A 16,307-nucleotide genomic window follows, 5' to 3' on the forward strand; every position below is an offset into this window, starting at 1 on the left:
GTTATTTCTCCTGCTGCTTTAGTGCGCCAATTCTTGACGATAATGAGAACAGACGAATAAAGCCTTCTGCATGCTTCTGGTTGTACACTTCATCTTCGTCAAAGGTAGCAAAAGCCTCTGAATATAGGCTGTTATCCGACTGACGCTGAGCCACGACCGCATGACCTTTGTACAGCTTAATCACTACTTCACCGTTCACAAGCTCAGCCAGAGAGGCTGCCGCAGCAAGTTGTGCTTTTGCCAGTGGTGTAAACCAACGACCATCGTATAACACATGGCTGAAATCCAGGCCGATAGATTCACGGAAATGCAGTGCAGACTTATCCAGCACTAAGGTTTCCACGCCACGAAGGGCTTCATTCATAATGGTACCGCCGGGAGTTTCATAACAACCACGAGACTTCATACCGACTAGACGGTTTTCCACAATATCAATACGACCAATACCATGCTTGGCACCTAGATCATTTAAGGCACACAGTGCTTGATATGGGGTTAATGCTTGATCGTTAACCGCGACAACTTGGCCATTTTCAACTTTTACCTTCACATATTCAGCTTGGTCAGGAGCCTGCTCTGGAGAGCAAGTCCAAGTCCATACTTTTTCCGTTGGCTCGCACCAAGGATCCTCTAGCTCACCACCTTCATGGGAAATGTGCCAAGCGTTGGCATCACGGCTGTAAATTTTGGTCGCAGAAGCGGTAGTTGGAATGTTTTTCTCGGCTAGGTAGTTGAGTAAGTCAGGACGAGAACGCATCTCCCACTCACGCCAAGGAGCAATCACACTTAATTGCGGCGCAAGCGCGGCATAGGTGCTCTCAAAACGCACCTGATCGTTACCTTTACCGGTACAGCCGTGACATAGGGCATCAGCTCCTAGTTCTAGTGCCAGCTCAACCTGTGCTTTGGCAATAATAGGGCGAGCCATAGAAGTACCTAACAGATATTTACCTTCATAGACTGCACCGGTTTTTAAAATTGGGTAAACGTAGTCTTTAACGAACTCTTCTTTTAAGTCCACTACGTAACAGGCTGACGCGCCCGACTGTTTAGCTTTCTCTTCGATGCCTGCTAGCTCTTCTGCCCCCTGACCGACATCAGCAGCAAAAGCAATCACTTCACAATCATACTTTTCTTTTAACCATGGAATAATGGCCGAAGTATCAAGACCACCAGAATACGCTAATACGACTTTCTTAATTGCAGACATCTTTATTTGTTCCCTAATAATTTAACTAAAATGGCATTTTGAGCATGCATGCGGTTTTCCGCTTGGTTCAGTACTAATGACTGCTCACCATTAAACACTTGTGCTGTAACTTCTTCTTCTAAATGGGCTGGCGCACAGTGCATAAAGTATTTTGCACCTGTGGTGTCCATCAACTGTTGATTCACTTGGTACGGCATAAACTTAGCGGCGATATCCTCAAGTTTGGTGCTGTCGCCCATTGAAATCCAAGTATCGGTATAGATAGCATCAACACCATTCAATACCGCCAAGTCTGTACTTAACTCGATCGAACCGCCATTTTTAGTGGCGATGGCTTGGGCTTCATTGGTAATTTCAGCATCCGGAAAGTGGCCCTTAGGACATACTACCTTCATAGTGCAGCCTGCTTGAGCTGCGGCATACATCAGTGAATGGGTAACATTATTACCATCACCGACATAAGCTAAAGAAACTTTGCTTAAATCATCAAATTTTTCACTTAAGGTTAGAAAATCCGCCATGCCCTGACACGGGTGATAAAGATCTGACAATGAGTTAACCACAGGAACCTTGGCATTTGCTGCCAACTCTTCAATGGTGGAGTGGGCAAAGGTTCTGGCCACAATACAGTCGGCCCACACAGAAATATTTTTGGCAAAATCCGCCACTGACTCACGCTTACCCATGGCACCGTTTTGCTGGTCAATATAAACCGCATGACCACCCAATTTATTAATGCCAATATCAAAACTTAAGCGAGTACGCAAAGAAGGCTTTTCATAGATGGTAACAATCGATTGGCCTGCTAATACTTGATTGTAATCCTTAGGATTATTCTTAATGGTTTGGGCAAGTTCAATCAGCTCAAAAAACTGCGCTTGGGTTAAATCTTTAATGCTTAATAAGTTTTCCATGTTAAGCCTCCGGTAAAATGGCGGTACCAACACTGTCGCCACTTAAAATTGATAATAATTGTTGTGGTTGCTGCCAAGAACTAATAATCACTTCTTGCCCTAATTGGTTTGCCACCGCTAACGCCGCTTGAACTTTTACCTGCATGCCACCTTGAATCACTTGCGCATCAATAAGCTCATTAATTGCAGTAGCGCTAAGATTAGGGATTAATTGCTTATCGGCGTTTAATACCCCTGGCACATCTGACAGCAATACTAATTTTGCGCCAACCAGCTGGGCAACCACCATTGCCGCATCATCGGCATTAATATTCAGTTGCTGACCTTGGTTATCCACGGCAATAGAAGAGATCACTGGCATAATCTGATTCGCTAACAGGTAATTCAATAGACCCGCTTCATTAGCCATCACTTCGCCGACATGACCCAGTTGACCATTTTTAATTTTGGCCGAAGTCATGCCTGCTGCCGCTAGGGTTAAGCCTGCCGCTTTCATTCCAGCCTTAATCGCTGCGGCTTCTAACAGCGAATTCGCAGTGCCCGCAAGCACACCGGCAATAATCGGCATTTGCTCAGCAGGGCTAACACGTAAACCATCAAGCTTTTGGGTTTGCATGCCATTGGCCGCGAGTTGTTTATCTACCTGAGCACCGCCACCATGAACCAAAATCACCGCTTGGCTACGCTGTAGCTGGGCAAGGACCTGCATAAACTGCTCAGTAACCGCTGGGCTTTCAAGCATGGCACCGCCAACTTTAATCACTAATGCTGAATCACTCATGCGGCACTACCCTTCTCAAGGCCATAATGAATTGTTATGCAGTTAAAGGCTTGGCTTGCTGCCCCCTTCATTAAATTGTCGATAGCGCTGCCAATAACTAGGTGCCCAGAAGCTTCATCGAGCTGCCAACCAATGTGGCATCGGCTTGAATGGACAACATCATCAACCTTAGGAAACACCCCTTGCTTAACGATGACATTTGCCTCACCGTCGTAGCAGTTAAACGCCTGGGCAACATCCGCCGCACTCGTTCCCGCTTTAAGCTTGACCGTAATGGTGGCCAAGATGCCCCTTTTAAAGTTGCCAAGATGGGGAGTGAAAATCACATCAGCGCCTAAATGCTCCTTAATTTCAGGTTGATGCCTATGGGATAGTACACCATAAGGGGTTAGTGATACTTCACAAAAACTGCTATTTAACGACGCTTTACGCCCCGCACCACTAACGCCGCTAACCGCATTAATGACTGGCCACTGGTTTTCATCGAGTAGCGATTTAATTGGTTTTAATGCCAATAATGAGGCGGTTGGGTAACAGCCAGGGACGGCTATCATTTTCGCCTTAGTGATATCTTGTTTGGCCCACTCTACTAGGCCATAAACTGACTCTTTAAGCAGTTGTGGGTGTTGATGTTCAAAACCATACCATTTTGGATAAACATCCAAGTCTTGCATGCGGTAAGCCGCGCTTAAATCAAACACACTTAAGCCCGCTTCAATAAACTCATGCACTAATGTCAAACTCACCTCATGGGCGGTAGCCAGAGCGACCGCATCGGCTTGTTGACAGATTTGCGCCTTGGCATCTTGAGTGAGCGGCTGCACTTGATAGTCAAGCTCGGCAAAGCTTGGGTAAAGACTATTTAAGCTCTTACCTTTATCTGCACTGTTTTCAGAGACATATAACCCAGCAAGGGTGATTTCTAATGGTGAATTTTGTATTAATTGAGCAAGTTGTGCGCCGGCATATCCGGTCGCGCCCACAATGGCAATTTTTTTCATTTTATCCGTAACCTAAATTTACTTAATCTAACCTTATTAACTATTCTTTTTTGGCTGATTATCGTCGTCGTTTTACGGATAAATTAAACGCTGATTGATGAGTTAAAAACATTTGTGTGCTGGTCAAGTTGCTGTTGATGCTGTTAGACTAACACTATTAAAATATTATGCAACAATAATGAATAATTATTTATATGAAAAAACTACCAAGTCTGCAGACTAAGTTTCAGCAATTAATTGCTACTCCTTCTATTAGTGCCTTAGAAGCCGCGTTAGATACCGATAATGGTCCAGTACTCGACCTATTAGAAAGTTGGCTCACTGACTTAGGCTTTGATTGCCAACGCCAAAGCGTTGCTAATAGCCGTAATAAGCAAAACCTTATTGCTAAGCTGGGTACAGGTGCTGGCGGCCTAATGCTAGCGGGACATACTGACACCGTGCCCTATGACCAACAGGGTTGGGATAGTGACCCCTTCACCCTGACCGATAAAGACAATCGTTGGTATGGTTTGGGAACCTGCGATATGAAAGGCTTTTTCGCATTAGTCATAGAAGCCCTTTCTGAACTTAATTTGGCTCAGCTGCAAAAACCTATCTATATCTTTGCCAGTGCCGATGAAGAAACCACCATGGCTGGGGCAAAAGCGCTAACCACCTTAAAGGATGTAACCCCAGAGCTAGCTATTATTGGTGAGCCGACGGGACTTGCCCCTGTCTATATGCATAAAGGTCATATGGCTACTGGCATAAGAATACATGGTCGTAGTGGTCATTCTTCCGATCCTGAGGCAGGGCTTAACGCTATCGAGGTGATGCATCTAGTCACTAGTGAGCTCATCAAGCTCAAAGACAAATTAAAACAACAATACCAACAAGATGATTTTAGCGTGCCCTACCCAACCTTGAACTTTGGTGCGATTAAAGGCGGAGATGCCGCTAACCGCATTTGCGGCTGCTGTGAATTGCAAATTGACCTAAGACCCCTGCCAGGGATGAAGCTACAGGACTTAGAAGAACTGGTGAGACAAGCACTGGCGCCAATTTCATTACAGTACCCGAATGCTGTCGATGTTTTTGCCCTTTATCCCGGTAGTGAGTCTTTCAAAGGGGACGTCAACGACGCCATCGTTGAGCAGTTATCGCAATTAGCGCAACAACATCCACAAGTGGTTAATTATGCAACCGAAGCCCCCTACATCCAGAGCCTTGGCTGTCAGACTGTGGTCTTTGGTCCAGGCAGTATCGAGCAGGCCCATCAGCCTAACGAATACATTGACACTGGCTACCTAGCCAAAACCACCGCCATCTTAAAAGAAGTGATTTATCAAAATTGCATCAAATAAGACAAGATAGTGATGCGCAATTATCACTAGCTAAAGCTTAATCACTAGGGATAAGCTTTAGCAAAAAGATTGAAAAGGAAACCCCATGGCCGACACTGCTGTATTACTGATAAGTTGTCCCGACCAACATGGCTTGGTGGCACGCTTAGCCAACTTCGTCTTCGAACGAGGGGGCAATATCACCGATTTAGATGAGCATGTTGATCCAGATGAGCAAAAGTTTGCACTGCGTATTGCCTTTGATTTAGCAGGATTTAGCCTGAGCAAAGCCCAGCTTGAAGCGGCCATTAGCGCCCTAGCCGCAGAGATCAATGCCGACTGGTCACTGAACTATTTACAGAATAAACAAAGAGTGGCTATTTTCGTCTCTAAGTATGACCATTGTTTATTAGAGTTATTATGGCGTTATCAGCAGCAAGAGTTCCCCATTGAAATCCCGCTTATCGTCTCTAACCATGATGACTTACGCCCGATTGCCGAGCAGTACGGCATTGATTTTCATGTATTTAATATCAATAAAGATAATAAGGCGGAGCAAGAGCAAGCAGAAATAGAACTATTAGAGCAATATCAAATTGATACTGTTATTTTGGCGCGCTATATGCAAATTTTATCGCCGCAGTTTATTAGTGCCTTTGAACATCGCATCATCAATATTCACCACTCTTTCTTACCTGCTTTTATTGGCGGTAACCCCTACCAGCAGGCGTTCGATCGAGGTGTAAAAATTATTGGCGCCACCAGTCACTTCGTCACCAATGAACTCGATGAAGGGCCGATTATCGAACAGGATATTGTACGCATCAGTCATAAAGATACGGTCGAAGACCTAAAGCGCAAAGGCAGAGATCTAGAAAGATTGGTACTTGCCCGGGCCCTTAGGGCATACTCGCAGCATAGAGTGTTGATCCAAGGCAAGCGCACCTTAGTATTCGAATAGATTTACAATTTGGAACGATTGAACCTTAGCGTTTCATAATAGAAACAACACATTACTCTTGTATTGCAGTCTTAAAGCTGGTTGTTAACATCAAGGCAATGTCATTGCCTTGATGGAACTCACTATGCAAGTAGTAATTTTAAAAGATGCCTTAGAAGTGGCAAATTATGGGGCTAAGCTTTTTTGCCAACAGCTACAAATAAAACCCAATAGCGTCCTTGGTTTAGCAACTGGCTCAACTCCAGTCGCGTTATATAAGGAAATCACCTCCCTCTATAAGCAACAAAAAATAAGCTTTGCACAAGCTAGCAGCTTTAATTTAGATGAATACTTAGGCTTGAGTGGCGACCACCCGCAAAGCTACCGATACTTTATGAATGAACAGTTATTTGATCATATCGATATCAATAAAAGTCACACCCATGTACCCAATGGCAATGCCATCAATCCTATAGCAGCCTGCCAAGACTACGAACTGGCTATCCGCCAAGCGGGTGGTATCGATTTACAACTTTTAGGAATTGGTCGTAATGGCCACATTGGATTTAACGAACCTTCATCAAGTCTGAGCTCTCGAACTCGTATTAAAACTTTAACGCAAGCAACCATTGACGATAACGCTCGCTTTTTTGCAGATGATGAATACCAGCCAGAGTTGTCCATCACCATGGGGATCGGCACAATTTTAGAGTCTAGAAAGGTGATGTTACTCGCTACCGGTGCCGCTAAAGCTGAAGCGATTAAAAATATGATTGAAGGCCCTTTATCCGCTTCCTGTCCAGCTTCTGCACTGCAATTACATAATGATGCGGTGATAGTTATCGATGAACAAGCTGCGACCCTGCTTGAACACCAACAGTTCTACAAACAGATTGAAGCGCAAAATCAAAAACTTCAACAAAAACTGGCTGACCTCCCGAGGTAGCACTGTTACTGATGATTCTGCTGCTATATATAGAAAAAAACCACATTCATCATCTTAGTCTGTGACTAAAGGTTAGAGTATGTTGATATGGCTATTTATTGCTCTTTATGACGGCATAGCATTAGTTAGCGGCAGTTGCTCAGGAAAATTCAGCCGAAAGCATTAATTAACACCACAGCTGTTAGAATCATTTGCGCCCAAAATAAGTCGTTTGCCGGTACCAATAATCATACTAATGAAACCTGCCCCTATAATGGTGGATTCATCCTCTTGGGGCATTCGATTTGGATCAAAATTTCTATAAAGCTGTTGCTGATTCTGGTAAGCCGCGGTTGCGTTATATGAGCCCTGGGCAAAATCACAACCTGCGCTTTTCCAAGAAAGGCTTGCGCAACCCGAACATAAGGTTAAAGCGACAAGGGCAATTATCAGAATAACTTTTACTGCTGACATCTCTATTACTCGATATTTTTATTGGTTATAAGTTAACCTTTATGGCCACGCTTTAGCCATACCCACTTAAGGGGTATGCCCCCTTAGATTAAGAAAAATAAATACTGAATTATTTATAGCGGCAGGATTGATCCACGACTGAACTCGACAAACTAGGATAATTAGAAAATACCCCTATGCCCTCTAATTCTCTTCTTAACATATCGAACGCCATCGCGACCGCAGCTTGCCTGATCCTTGTTCTTCCCCCTCTATTAAAATGCATATGGCGACAATAAACCTTACTCGGGGTACTAAGTGCGATAAATACCGTACCCACAGGCTTGTCATCACTTCCCCCTTGTGGGCCAGCGATACCAGTAATGGATAAACCATAATCACTGCTCGCTAAAGATTGAGTAGCTGTCGCCATGGCAATTGCTGTTGCTTCTGATACCGCGCCAAACTCCTGCAGGAGTTTACCATCCACTCCTAATATCTTTTGTTTAGCTTGATTGGAATAGCTAACAACACTATGTAAGAGATATTTTGAACTACCAGCAAATTCGACCAATTGGCTTGCCATCATGCCACCACTGCAGCTCTCTGCGAGCGCCAGAGTAACTTGTTTTTGGAGTAATAAATGATGGATAGCTTGTGCTTGAGTATGACCTTCAGTCGTTAATAATGCGTCACCAAGCTTATCACTTACTTGCTGCCTCAAGTCATCTAACGCTGCAACAGCCTCTGTGCCCCTTGCAAACAATTTTACTTCTACAATTGGCATTGAAGCTCGGTAGCCAATTTGTTGCCCATCGTGCAAGACTACATCACTTAATAATTGGGCTAAATGGGACTCTCCATAACCATAGGTTAATAACTTTATTAAGCGAGTGGCAGGCTTATGGCTATCAAATCTCTCGAGCCATGGAAGCAATTGTTCGGTCACCATTGGTTTAAATTCATGGGGCACACCCGGTGTAAAAAACAACCAAGCATTATTCAGTTTGACTTTAAAACCACAAGCCGTGCCATAGGGGTTATCAACTAACTGAGCACCAGCAGGAAGTAAGCACTGTTTCAAATTATTTTTAGGTAGAGGGCGATTAAATTGCTGAGCCATTTGTTCCAGCCTTAATTGCCAGCTATCGCTATGCACTAACTCGACCCCAAGCGCTTGGGCACAGGCTTCGCTACTTAAATCATCCACCGTTGGCCCAAGCCCACCATTAACCAAGATAATATCCGCGTGCAGGCTGCGTTCGCTGAAAATTTCGACAAGCTCATTCAATCTATCGCCCACTGTGGTTTTGCGAGTCAGCTCCCAACCTCGCTCCATCATTTCATTGGCAAACCATGCGGCATTAGTATCAACTATTTGCCCTGATAGCACCTCTTCTCCGGTACAAATCATTTCTATTTTCATGTTATTAACTGCTTAATGGTATGAGTTTTTATGATTCTATTTAAGCCCATTGATATAATCAGAACAAGTCATCTCATGAGTAATTCACTATTTTGCATATAAAACAACTTGATTGTATTAGGTTGCCGGTCATCAATCGGCTTTACAAGCAATTTTATGCCGCCGGCAAAGCCAAAGCGGATGAAACCATTTGGGTAATGGAGCAGCATCAGCAGATCGTTGCGGTAGTAAGATTTAAAGCTCTGGGTCAAGTCCAGTTACTTACCGGTATGCTAGTGATCCCCGCAATGCGAGGCCAGGGAATTGCTACAATGATGCTGCAAAAGCTACAGCAGCAATATCAACAGATGCCTTGCTACTGTTTTGCTTTCAAGCATTTACAATCCCTATATCAAACCAATGGCTTTGCAATTGTGGAGCTTGAACAGTTGCCTCCAGAGTTAAAAAGTCGCTTTCTACGCTACAACAGCCCCAAAAAAGCGCTGATCCCAATGATTTTCAGAGGACTCTGCGAGACTGCCAGTAGTGAGCTTGCCAGTAGGGATTAAGCATTGAAGAGGTGATCACCCCTTTGCTAGTCGAGGCATGTACAAAGCTGGTATCGCTAATATATAAGCCGACATGCCTAGTCGTTGGGCCGGTCTTAAAAAAAATGAGATCTCCCATTTGTAACTGCTGTTGTGAAATGGCTCGTCCCAACTCTACTTGCTCTTTAGTTGTACGCGGCAACTTGTGGTTAAATACTGCCATCATTAACCTTTGAATAAATGCTGAACAATCAATCCCATACTTAGAATTACCACCCAAACGATAAGGGGTTTTATACCACTGTTCATAAAAGCTCATGATCTTGCTGTGAGCCATATTTTGACTTTGCTTAGTGATAGAGTTCGATTCTATGTGGTTGCTTGAACATCCAACGAGCAGTGACGTGATCATCCACACCACAAATAAGATTAACGGTTTCAATGGGTTTTACCTGAGTTTACCACCGACACCCCTAACACTATCATGACGATACCAAGCAATGAGCTAAGTTCTATCGTTTCAGTGATAGGGTCAAGCAAGTTAGCGGCGAAATAAACCACAACATAACTTAAGGCTAAAATTGGATAGGCCCTTGATAATGGCAGATAACTCAACGCTCCGAGCCAACAAGCCATGGAAGCGACATAGGCGATCAATCCTGAAATAACCCAGATTATAGATGGCCACTGCTGGATCCATTGCTGCATTTCAAAGAGCCAAGCATAATCTGAATTAATATTACTCATGCCATACTTCATGGCTAATTGAGCAAAACTCACTAAAGCTACTGATGCCAAAGCATAGAGCAAACCGCTATTTAACTTCATAGGCCGACTCCTAATAACACCACCCCAATAATGATTAATCCATTACCGAGCCAAACCGTTAATGTCAGCTTTTCTTTAAAAGCAAATTTGGCCACTAGCGCCATGACAGCAAAATTAATCGCTAATAATGGATAAGCTTTGCCGACAGGTAATTGCTGTAGTACCAACAACCAGGCTAACGCGCCTAAACCTAAAAAGCCAATCGCTGCGAGCAACCAAGGTTGTAATAATTTTTGCCACATCTGCCAACTAGGATTTTGTTGAATGTTCTGAACGGCAAATTTTTGGGCTACCTGTCCCATGCAAGTACAACTGATAGAGATGACAATCCACAACCAAGACATCAATTGGCTCTCTTATAAAAATATAAAATAAAACGCCCTTGCCTAACGATCTTATCAGCCTCAGGTAACTCCCCTTGCGCAGGAACACTTTGACGACGCATCATTACCGCCACTGATTGCTGTTGCTGTAATTGTAAAATCCGCTCACTCGCTTGGGCCCAAGGAATGTACCTTTGCTTATCTGGATTCATCTCTAAACCATAAGCCACTTCACCCTTACTGCCCCATAAAGTGATATCAGAACGTTGGTACTCAAAAGCAATAGATCCCGCTAACCCCACATCATCCGCAATAAAGTGAGTATTCTGTTCAAAGATCGGTGCGACTCTTTGCAAAAAGCCTTCAGGTGCTTTGGAATCCAATATCAAGTTCGGCCCAGAAAAAGGCAATAGCAGCATTAAGGCCACAGGCATTAGCGTAATTTTTGCAAAAGCCCCATGTTCAGGCTGCAGTAGCAGCGAAACCCCTAAAGCTAACCAACTCATAAAAATAATCAACGCACAAATAATTTTTGGCATTTCGGCCAATTGATACAGTGGGCCATCGCCAATGACTCCTAACATGGCTAAGATTAAAGCCACCAATAAGCTGCCGGCAAAAACGATATTACTCCATGCGATTAACTTAAATTTATGCCATTGCTTATCTGCTATCAGCTTAACTATGCCATTACCCAGATAGATTGCTAAAGGTGCAAAACAAGGAAGGATATAAGTAGGTAATTTACCCTTGGCATAGGATAACAATAAAATTGGCATCAAAAACCATAAGAACAAATACCAATAAAAGTCCTTATTTTGGCTCCAGATTTTTGTTTTTAATACACTAAAGAACGCTAATCCCCATGGCATTGCACCGACCAACAGCCATGGAATGTAAAACCAAAAAGGTTCTTTATGTTGGGCATTATCACTACTAAAACGACGAATATGTTCCTCCCAGAAGAAGTAGTTCCAGTAATCGTCGGCTTGAAAATGCACACTAATGGACCAGGGCAGTGCCACTATGGTCGCAACCACAACAATATATAAACCGTAACCAATTAACTCTTGAAAACGGCGGGTAAGCACCATAAAAGGTACTATCGCAACCACTGGCAGCGCCAGTGCCACAAAGCCCTTAGTCATAAATGCGGCGCCACAGAGAGCGCCAAAGAGGCCATACCTAATGAATTTATCTTTGCTCGCTTGGGCCTGAACTGCCCAATAAAAACAAGCAAAGGCAGCACTAAGCCAAAAACTTAGCATAGAATCAAGGGTACTATACGTCCCTATCATAAAGACTATAAAAAAGCTTAAATATACTGCAGCAGACGCTAAAGCCGCAGCACGATTTTGTAAGATATGTAGGCTGAGTAAATAAATAATAAAGGCGCTCGCAGCGGCTGCGATGGCAGACATAAATCGGACAGCAAATGCATTTTCACCAAATACAGCCATTGACATACTATTGAGCCAATAACCTAACACCGGCTTTTCGAAATAATCTAAAGCTAAAAACTTAGGAACCGCCCAACTATCAGCTTGTAACATTTCACGACTAATCTCAGCATAGCGAGATTCATCAGGCTCCCAAAGTGGTCTCTGTCCAAGTGGAATGAGGTACAGCAATACAAATGCAAGTGGTAATAACCATGCTAAACGCCTTATCACATTAACTCCTTTTATTTATCTAAAGAAGTTTGTTGCCAGCCTAACCAACCTTCCCTGCCAGCTAAGGGGCCAGTAACAATTCTATCTTGTTTTAGTTCTGTCTGTGCTGCAACTAACTGCCCCAGTGGTACAAATTTAATATTGCGCTCTTTTGCCATCTGAAGCAACTGCTCAAACTGCTGCGCCATTACCCCACCTTCAACTTCGGCATGGATGGTGTAACAGTGGAACCTTCCTGGTACCATCTTATCAAGTATGTACTCATTAAAATCTTCAGCTGTGGTTTCAGTGCCAACCACTTCATCAAAAGTCGGTAGGTTAACCGGCACTTGCACAGTACCTAAACTGCCATCTTCTAAAATAGGCTGAAACAATTCATCACCACGACAATCTGAATTATAGTTAAAACCAAATTCTTGTTTTATATCGACTGTGCGAGGATCACAGCGCCAACCAGCAACTGCCGAGCAATCGGGTTTACGACCAATTATTTCAGTTAAACGGTCATTACCTAATTTAATATGCTGACGTAACTGTTGATCTGACCACTTTTCAATTTTAGCTTGCCATGCATGATGATCCCAAGCATGTAACCCTATTTCATGTTTACCATTGTCAGCATTTCTTATGGTATCAGCTAAGCGCTTGCCGATATCTGGTCCTGGCCAAAATGTACCACACAGCAAAATATCCAAACCATAAAGGCTCGCGGCATTGGAGCGTAGCATCTTAATTAAAAACTTGGGTTTCAATAGACGCCAGACATGGCGCCCCATATTATCTGGCCCCACACTGAAGAAAAAACTTGCCTGAATATCGAACTTTTCTAACGTAGATAACAAACGAGGAACCCCATCCCGGGTTCCTCGAAAGGTGTCTACATCGATACGCAGGCCAACTATTGTTGGCTGCTTCAAGTTAACACTCCCTAACCATTAATTTCGGTTTTTAAGAAATAATCTAGGGTTTTCTCTACCTGCACATCAGTCGCATGGGTAGGCTCCCAATCAAGCAGGCGTTTAGCGTTCTTCACGCTTGGCTTACGGTGTGACACATCTTGGTAACCATCACCATAGAAAGTCTTAGACTCGATCACCTTAAAGCCTGCAAAAGGAGGGAAGTGATGACGCAGTGGATGGGCTTCGAACTTCTCAAGCAGCATTTCGCCTAACTCTTTAATTGACGCTTCATTCTCTGGCGCACCAATGTTAATGATCTGGCCATTACACAGACCGTCTTTGTTTTCAACAATACGGAAAAGTGCTTCAATGGCATCATCAATATCAGTGAAACAACGCTTCTGAGCTCCACCATCAAACAGTTTGATTGGTGTCCCTTCAACGAGGTTTAAGATCATTTGCGTGATCGCGCGCGAGCTCCCCACACGGGCAGAGTTCAAGCTATCTAAACGAGGGCCCATCCAGTTAAATGGACGGAAAAGAGTAAAGTCCAGACCTTCTTTCTTACCGTAAGCCCAAATCACACGATCCATTAGCTGCTTAGATACAGAGTAAATCCAACGCTGTTTCTCGATAGGGCCAACGATTAACTTAGAAGTATCTTCGTTAAACTCAGGCTCATCACACATACCGTAAACTTCTGAGGTTGACGGGAAGATAATGCGCTTGTTGTACTTAACACAGTAACGAACAATTCGTAGGTTCTCTTCGAAGTCTAATTCAAATACACGCAGTGGATTACGGGTGTATTCAATTGGGGTGGCAATCGCGACTAACGGCAGGATCACATCACACTTCTTAATGTGGTACTCGATCCACTCGGTGTGAATGGAGATATCACCTTCAACAAAATGGAACCGTTCATGGCCGATGAAACGCTCAATGGCGCTTGAACCGATATCTAAACCATAAATTTCATAGTTTTCATCTTTAAGTAGACGCTCGGTTAAATGGTTACCAATAAAGCCGTTAACGCCAAGAATAAGAACACGAGTTTTCTTACCTTTTTGAGTCACAGTAGAAGCTTTAGGACCTAACTTCATGCCTTCAACTAGGTTCATTTCACGGGCAAGCTGTTCACCAGATACATACAAACCTGTTTCTGTCTGACCAGCATCAATTTGCAATGCGCCTTCTTTACAAGCAACCACTAATGGCTTGGTCGAAAGAATCGTACCCGGAGCCTTATCAGACTGAGTCGTTAGGGCTGTAGACTTCCAAATGGTCACTTTACGGTTACCAGTAAAAGTGAACGCGCCTGGGTATGGCTGGGTAACCGCACGAACTAGGTTAAAGTTTTCACGGGCGCTTTTCACCCAAGAAATCTCACCGTCTTCAGCACAACGACCACCAAACTTAGTTGCTAGGTTCTCATCCTGTGGAGTAAGAACAACAGACCCAGACATTAACTTAGGTAGTGTTTCTGCCAGTAGTTCACCCGCTGCTACTTTTAATTTAGCGTGCAGAGTTTGCGCGGTATCGGCGTCTAAAATATCGACCTTTTTAGCCGCTGCAATATCACCAGCATCGGCTTTTACTGTCATCGCATGTAGGGTCACACCCGTTTCGCTTTCACCATTGATGATTGCCCAGTTAGCAGGAACACGACCACGGTACTTAGGCAGTAAAGAGCCATGTAGGTTAAAAGCACCTTTCGCTGGAATGTCTAAAATTTCTTGCTTAAGCAGGTTGCGGTAGTAGAAAGAGAACACGAAATCAGGGTTCATTTCTTTAATACGCTCAACCCAAATTGGGTGATTCGCATCTTCTGGCGCGTAAACTGGTAAGCCTCTCTCAGCGGCAAGCTGAGCTACTGATTCGAAGAACTGGTTTTCATTTGGATTGTCTACATGGGTAAACACCGCTTCAATTTCAATACCTGCGTCAAGCACACGACGGATGCCTTCACAACCAATGTCATGATATGCAAAAACGATGGCTTTCATATTCTTTCCTATTAATTAATAAATTGTATCTAAATAAGTGATCAGGCAGACCTATAAACGTTCATAAGTATAGTCTGCTTTAACATTTTTAATCTTCTGAAGTTGATTGCTGAGTGTTAGGCGCTCTTACAACTTGCTGCACAAAATATCTAGGCCTCGCCCTGACATCGTTATAAATACGACCAATATATTCTCCCAGCATACCCATTCCCACAAATTGAGCACCGATGAACATAAACAGGAAGGCAAATAAGGTAAAGAGTCCATCACCGCCCCACTCCGCACCAAAGAGCAATCTGAATAACAGTAATAACACCCCAAAAAACAAACCTGTACCAGCAATCACACCGCCTACTAAAGACAGCAGCCTTAATGGTGCGGTAGTCATAGAAGTGACTAAATCAAACATCAAATTGATTAAGCCTAAAAAAGAGTATTGTGACTCACCATGGGCACGCTCAGAATGGGTAACTTCGATTTCTTTGGTTTGCCTTGCAAAGCTATTACCCAATACCGGAATAAATGTGGAGCGTTCATGACATTGCAGCATCGCTTCAATAATATGACGGCGATAAGCACGCAACATGCAACCATAATCAGTCATCATCACACCAGTCGCTTTTTGAACACCACGGTTGATAAGGCCTGAAGAAAAACGACGGAAAAAGGTGTCTTGACGATTCATACGCTTAGTACCTACAACGTCATTACCTTCCTCTGCAGCAGCCACTAAGCGCGGTATTTCTTCTGGTGGGTTTTGTAGATCCGCATCTAGGGTAACGATTAAATCCCCTTGTGCCTCTTCAAAACCGGCCATCAAAGCTGAGTGCTGGCCATAATTTCTGTTTAGCAATAGTGCAACGACCTTTGAGCCCTCTGCATTGGCTGCATCCACCAACATTTGTGCACTATTATCGCGGCTACCATCATCAACTAGAATAATCTCGTAATCACATTCTAGCTTTTCACAAGCACTAATTGTTCGTTGTAACAATTCATCAATGGATTCTTGTTCATTGAAAACAGGTATCACCACTGAAGTAAATTTAATTTTTTTATCTAGGTACACTGAGTTA

17 protein-coding genes are annotated in these 16,307 nt (G+C 43.6%); 4 read left to right on the forward strand and 13 right to left on the reverse strand.

What is annotated here, in order from left to right:
• Nucleotide 1: 1 nt before the first annotated feature.
• The 4 genes from GFB48_RS11535 to argC are packed head-to-tail and all read right to left on the reverse strand — an operon-like array spanning nucleotide 2 to nucleotide 3,906.
• Nucleotides 2-1,210 (reverse strand): argininosuccinate synthase, encoded by a 1,209-nt coding sequence (locus tag GFB48_RS11535; protein ID WP_163935630.1) that lies wholly within the window; start codon nucleotides 1,208-1,210, stop codon nucleotides 2-4.
• Between the two features lie 2 nt (nucleotides 1,211-1,212).
• Nucleotides 1,213-2,124, reverse strand: a complete 912-nt coding sequence (locus GFB48_RS11540; protein ID WP_163935634.1) for an ornithine carbamoyltransferase — start codon at nucleotides 2,122-2,124, stop codon at nucleotides 1,213-1,215.
• Nucleotide 2,125: 1 nt separating this feature from the next.
• Nucleotides 2,126-2,905 (reverse strand): acetylglutamate kinase, encoded by a 780-nt coding sequence (gene argB, locus GFB48_RS11545; RefSeq protein ID WP_163935636.1) that lies wholly within the window; start codon nucleotides 2,903-2,905, stop codon nucleotides 2,126-2,128.
• Nucleotides 2,902-3,906, reverse strand: a complete 1,005-nt coding sequence (gene argC / locus GFB48_RS11550) for an N-acetyl-gamma-glutamyl-phosphate reductase (RefSeq protein WP_163935639.1) — start codon at nucleotides 3,904-3,906, stop codon at nucleotides 2,902-2,904. The genes argB and argC overlap by 4 nt, the downstream gene beginning before the upstream one ends.
• A 194-nt stretch (nucleotides 3,907-4,100) precedes the next feature.
• Between argC and argE the strand changes: the two genes are divergently transcribed.
• The 3 genes from argE to nagB all read left to right on the forward strand — a co-directional run bounded on the left by argE (nucleotide 4,101) and on the right by nagB (nucleotide 7,117).
• The gene (argE, locus tag GFB48_RS11555; protein WP_163935641.1) at nucleotides 4,101-5,252 is read left to right on the forward strand and encodes an acetylornithine deacetylase; all 1,152 of its coding nucleotides are present in this window, start codon (nucleotides 4,101-4,103) and stop codon (nucleotides 5,250-5,252) included.
• An 85-nt stretch (nucleotides 5,253-5,337) separates the two neighbouring features.
• A complete protein-coding gene (purU, locus tag GFB48_RS11560; RefSeq protein WP_163935644.1) occupies nucleotides 5,338-6,192 on the forward strand; it encodes a formyltetrahydrofolate deformylase in 855 nt (284 codons plus the stop codon).
• Nucleotides 6,193-6,316: 124 nt separating this feature from the next.
• The gene (gene nagB, locus GFB48_RS11565) at nucleotides 6,317-7,117 is read left to right on the forward strand and encodes a glucosamine-6-phosphate deaminase (RefSeq protein ID WP_163935647.1); all 801 of its coding nucleotides are present in this window, start codon (nucleotides 6,317-6,319) and stop codon (nucleotides 7,115-7,117) included.
• A gap of 162 nt (nucleotides 7,118-7,279) precedes the next feature.
• Here the strand turns inward: nagB and GFB48_RS11570 are convergent, their stop codons facing one another.
• Together GFB48_RS11570 and GFB48_RS11575 are read right to left on the reverse strand one after the other, a co-directional pair.
• Nucleotides 7,280-7,570 carry a hypothetical protein gene (locus GFB48_RS11570; RefSeq protein WP_163935650.1) on the reverse strand — a complete coding sequence of 97 codons (291 nt, stop codon included), beginning with the start codon at nucleotides 7,568-7,570 and terminating at the stop codon, nucleotides 7,280-7,282.
• A 109-nt stretch (nucleotides 7,571-7,679) separates the two neighbouring features.
• Nucleotides 7,680-8,975: a CinA family nicotinamide mononucleotide deamidase-related protein gene (locus GFB48_RS11575; RefSeq protein WP_163935653.1), complete on the reverse strand. Its 1,296-nt coding sequence runs from the start codon at nucleotides 8,973-8,975 to the stop codon at nucleotides 7,680-7,682.
• 92 nt (nucleotides 8,976-9,067) lie between these two features.
• Between GFB48_RS11575 and GFB48_RS11580 the strand changes: the two genes are divergently transcribed.
• Nucleotides 9,068-9,523, forward strand: a complete 456-nt coding sequence (locus GFB48_RS11580) for a GNAT family N-acetyltransferase (RefSeq protein WP_205597725.1) — start codon at nucleotides 9,068-9,070, stop codon at nucleotides 9,521-9,523.
• Here the strand turns inward: GFB48_RS11580 and GFB48_RS11585 are convergent.
• From GFB48_RS11585 to arnC, 7 genes are all read right to left on the reverse strand, one after another.
• Nucleotides 9,474-9,944 (reverse strand): NlpC/P60 family protein, encoded by a 471-nt coding sequence (locus GFB48_RS11585; protein WP_205597726.1) that lies wholly within the window; start codon nucleotides 9,942-9,944, stop codon nucleotides 9,474-9,476. The two genes, GFB48_RS11580 and GFB48_RS11585, sit on opposite strands and share 50 nt — an antisense overlap.
• A complete protein-coding gene (gene arnF / locus GFB48_RS11590; protein WP_163935656.1) occupies nucleotides 9,941-10,330 on the reverse strand; it encodes a 4-amino-4-deoxy-L-arabinose-phosphoundecaprenol flippase subunit ArnF in 390 nt (129 codons plus the stop codon). The genes GFB48_RS11585 and arnF overlap by 4 nt, the downstream gene beginning before the upstream one ends.
• On the reverse strand, nucleotides 10,327-10,674 hold the full coding sequence (locus tag GFB48_RS11595) for an EamA family transporter (RefSeq protein WP_163935659.1): 348 nt from the start codon (nucleotides 10,672-10,674) through the stop codon (nucleotides 10,327-10,329). Before GFB48_RS11595 ends, arnF begins: the two co-directional genes overlap by 4 nt.
• Nucleotides 10,674-12,326, reverse strand: a complete 1,653-nt coding sequence (gene arnT / locus GFB48_RS11600) for a lipid IV(A) 4-amino-4-deoxy-L-arabinosyltransferase (protein ID WP_163935662.1) — start codon at nucleotides 12,324-12,326, stop codon at nucleotides 10,674-10,676. Before arnT ends, GFB48_RS11595 begins: the two co-directional genes overlap by 1 nt.
• 11 nt (nucleotides 12,327-12,337) lie before the next feature.
• Entirely contained in the window at nucleotides 12,338-13,243 is a 906-nt protein-coding gene (gene arnD, locus GFB48_RS11605; protein ID WP_205597727.1) for a 4-deoxy-4-formamido-L-arabinose-phosphoundecaprenol deformylase, read from the reverse strand.
• 11 nt (nucleotides 13,244-13,254) lie between these two features.
• Nucleotides 13,255-15,231, reverse strand: coding sequence for a bifunctional UDP-4-amino-4-deoxy-L-arabinose formyltransferase/UDP-glucuronic acid oxidase ArnA (arnA, locus tag GFB48_RS11610; RefSeq protein WP_163935665.1), 1,977 nt, complete (start codon nucleotides 15,229-15,231; stop codon nucleotides 13,255-13,257).
• A gap of 88 nt (nucleotides 15,232-15,319) precedes the next feature.
• Nucleotides 15,320-16,300 (reverse strand): undecaprenyl-phosphate 4-deoxy-4-formamido-L-arabinose transferase, encoded by a 981-nt coding sequence (arnC, locus tag GFB48_RS11615; RefSeq protein ID WP_163935668.1) that lies wholly within the window; start codon nucleotides 16,298-16,300, stop codon nucleotides 15,320-15,322.
• Nucleotides 16,301-16,307 lie beyond the last annotated feature (7 nt).

Source organism: Paraferrimonas sp. SM1919, from assembly GCF_010993985.1.
Classification (GTDB): Bacteria; Pseudomonadota; Gammaproteobacteria; order Enterobacterales; family Shewanellaceae; genus SM1919.

Excerpts from the sequence above, each read along its gene's own strand:
- GFB48_RS11575 (WP_163935653.1), bottom strand. The coding sequence starts at position 8,975 with ATGAAAATAGAAATGATTTGTACCGGAGAAGAGGTGCTATCAGGGCAA.
- arnA (WP_163935665.1), bottom strand. The coding sequence starts at position 15,231 with ATGAAAGCCATCGTTTTTGCATATCATGACATTGGTTGTGAAGGCATC.
- GFB48_RS11535 (WP_163935630.1), bottom strand. The coding sequence starts at position 1,210 with ATGTCTGCAATTAAGAAAGTCGTATTAGCGTATTCTGGTGGTCTTGAT.
- GFB48_RS11595 (WP_163935659.1), bottom strand. The coding sequence starts at position 10,674 with ATGTCTTGGTTGTGGATTGTCATCTCTATCAGTTGTACTTGCATGGGA.
- arnF (WP_163935656.1), bottom strand. The coding sequence starts at position 10,330 with ATGAAGTTAAATAGCGGTTTGCTCTATGCTTTGGCATCAGTAGCTTTA.
- nagB (WP_163935647.1), top strand. The coding sequence starts at position 6,317 with ATGCAAGTAGTAATTTTAAAAGATGCCTTAGAAGTGGCAAATTATGGG.
- argC (WP_163935639.1), bottom strand. The coding sequence starts at position 3,906 with ATGAAAAAAATTGCCATTGTGGGCGCGACCGGATATGCCGGCGCACAA.
- purU (WP_163935644.1), top strand. The coding sequence starts at position 5,338 with ATGGCCGACACTGCTGTATTACTGATAAGTTGTCCCGACCAACATGGC.
- argB (WP_163935636.1), bottom strand. The coding sequence starts at position 2,905 with ATGAGTGATTCAGCATTAGTGATTAAAGTTGGCGGTGCCATGCTTGAA.
- argE (WP_163935641.1), top strand. The coding sequence starts at position 4,101 with ATGAAAAAACTACCAAGTCTGCAGACTAAGTTTCAGCAATTAATTGCT.
- GFB48_RS11570 (WP_163935650.1), bottom strand. The coding sequence starts at position 7,570 with ATGTCAGCAGTAAAAGTTATTCTGATAATTGCCCTTGTCGCTTTAACC.
- GFB48_RS11540 (WP_163935634.1), bottom strand. The coding sequence starts at position 2,124 with ATGGAAAACTTATTAAGCATTAAAGATTTAACCCAAGCGCAGTTTTTT.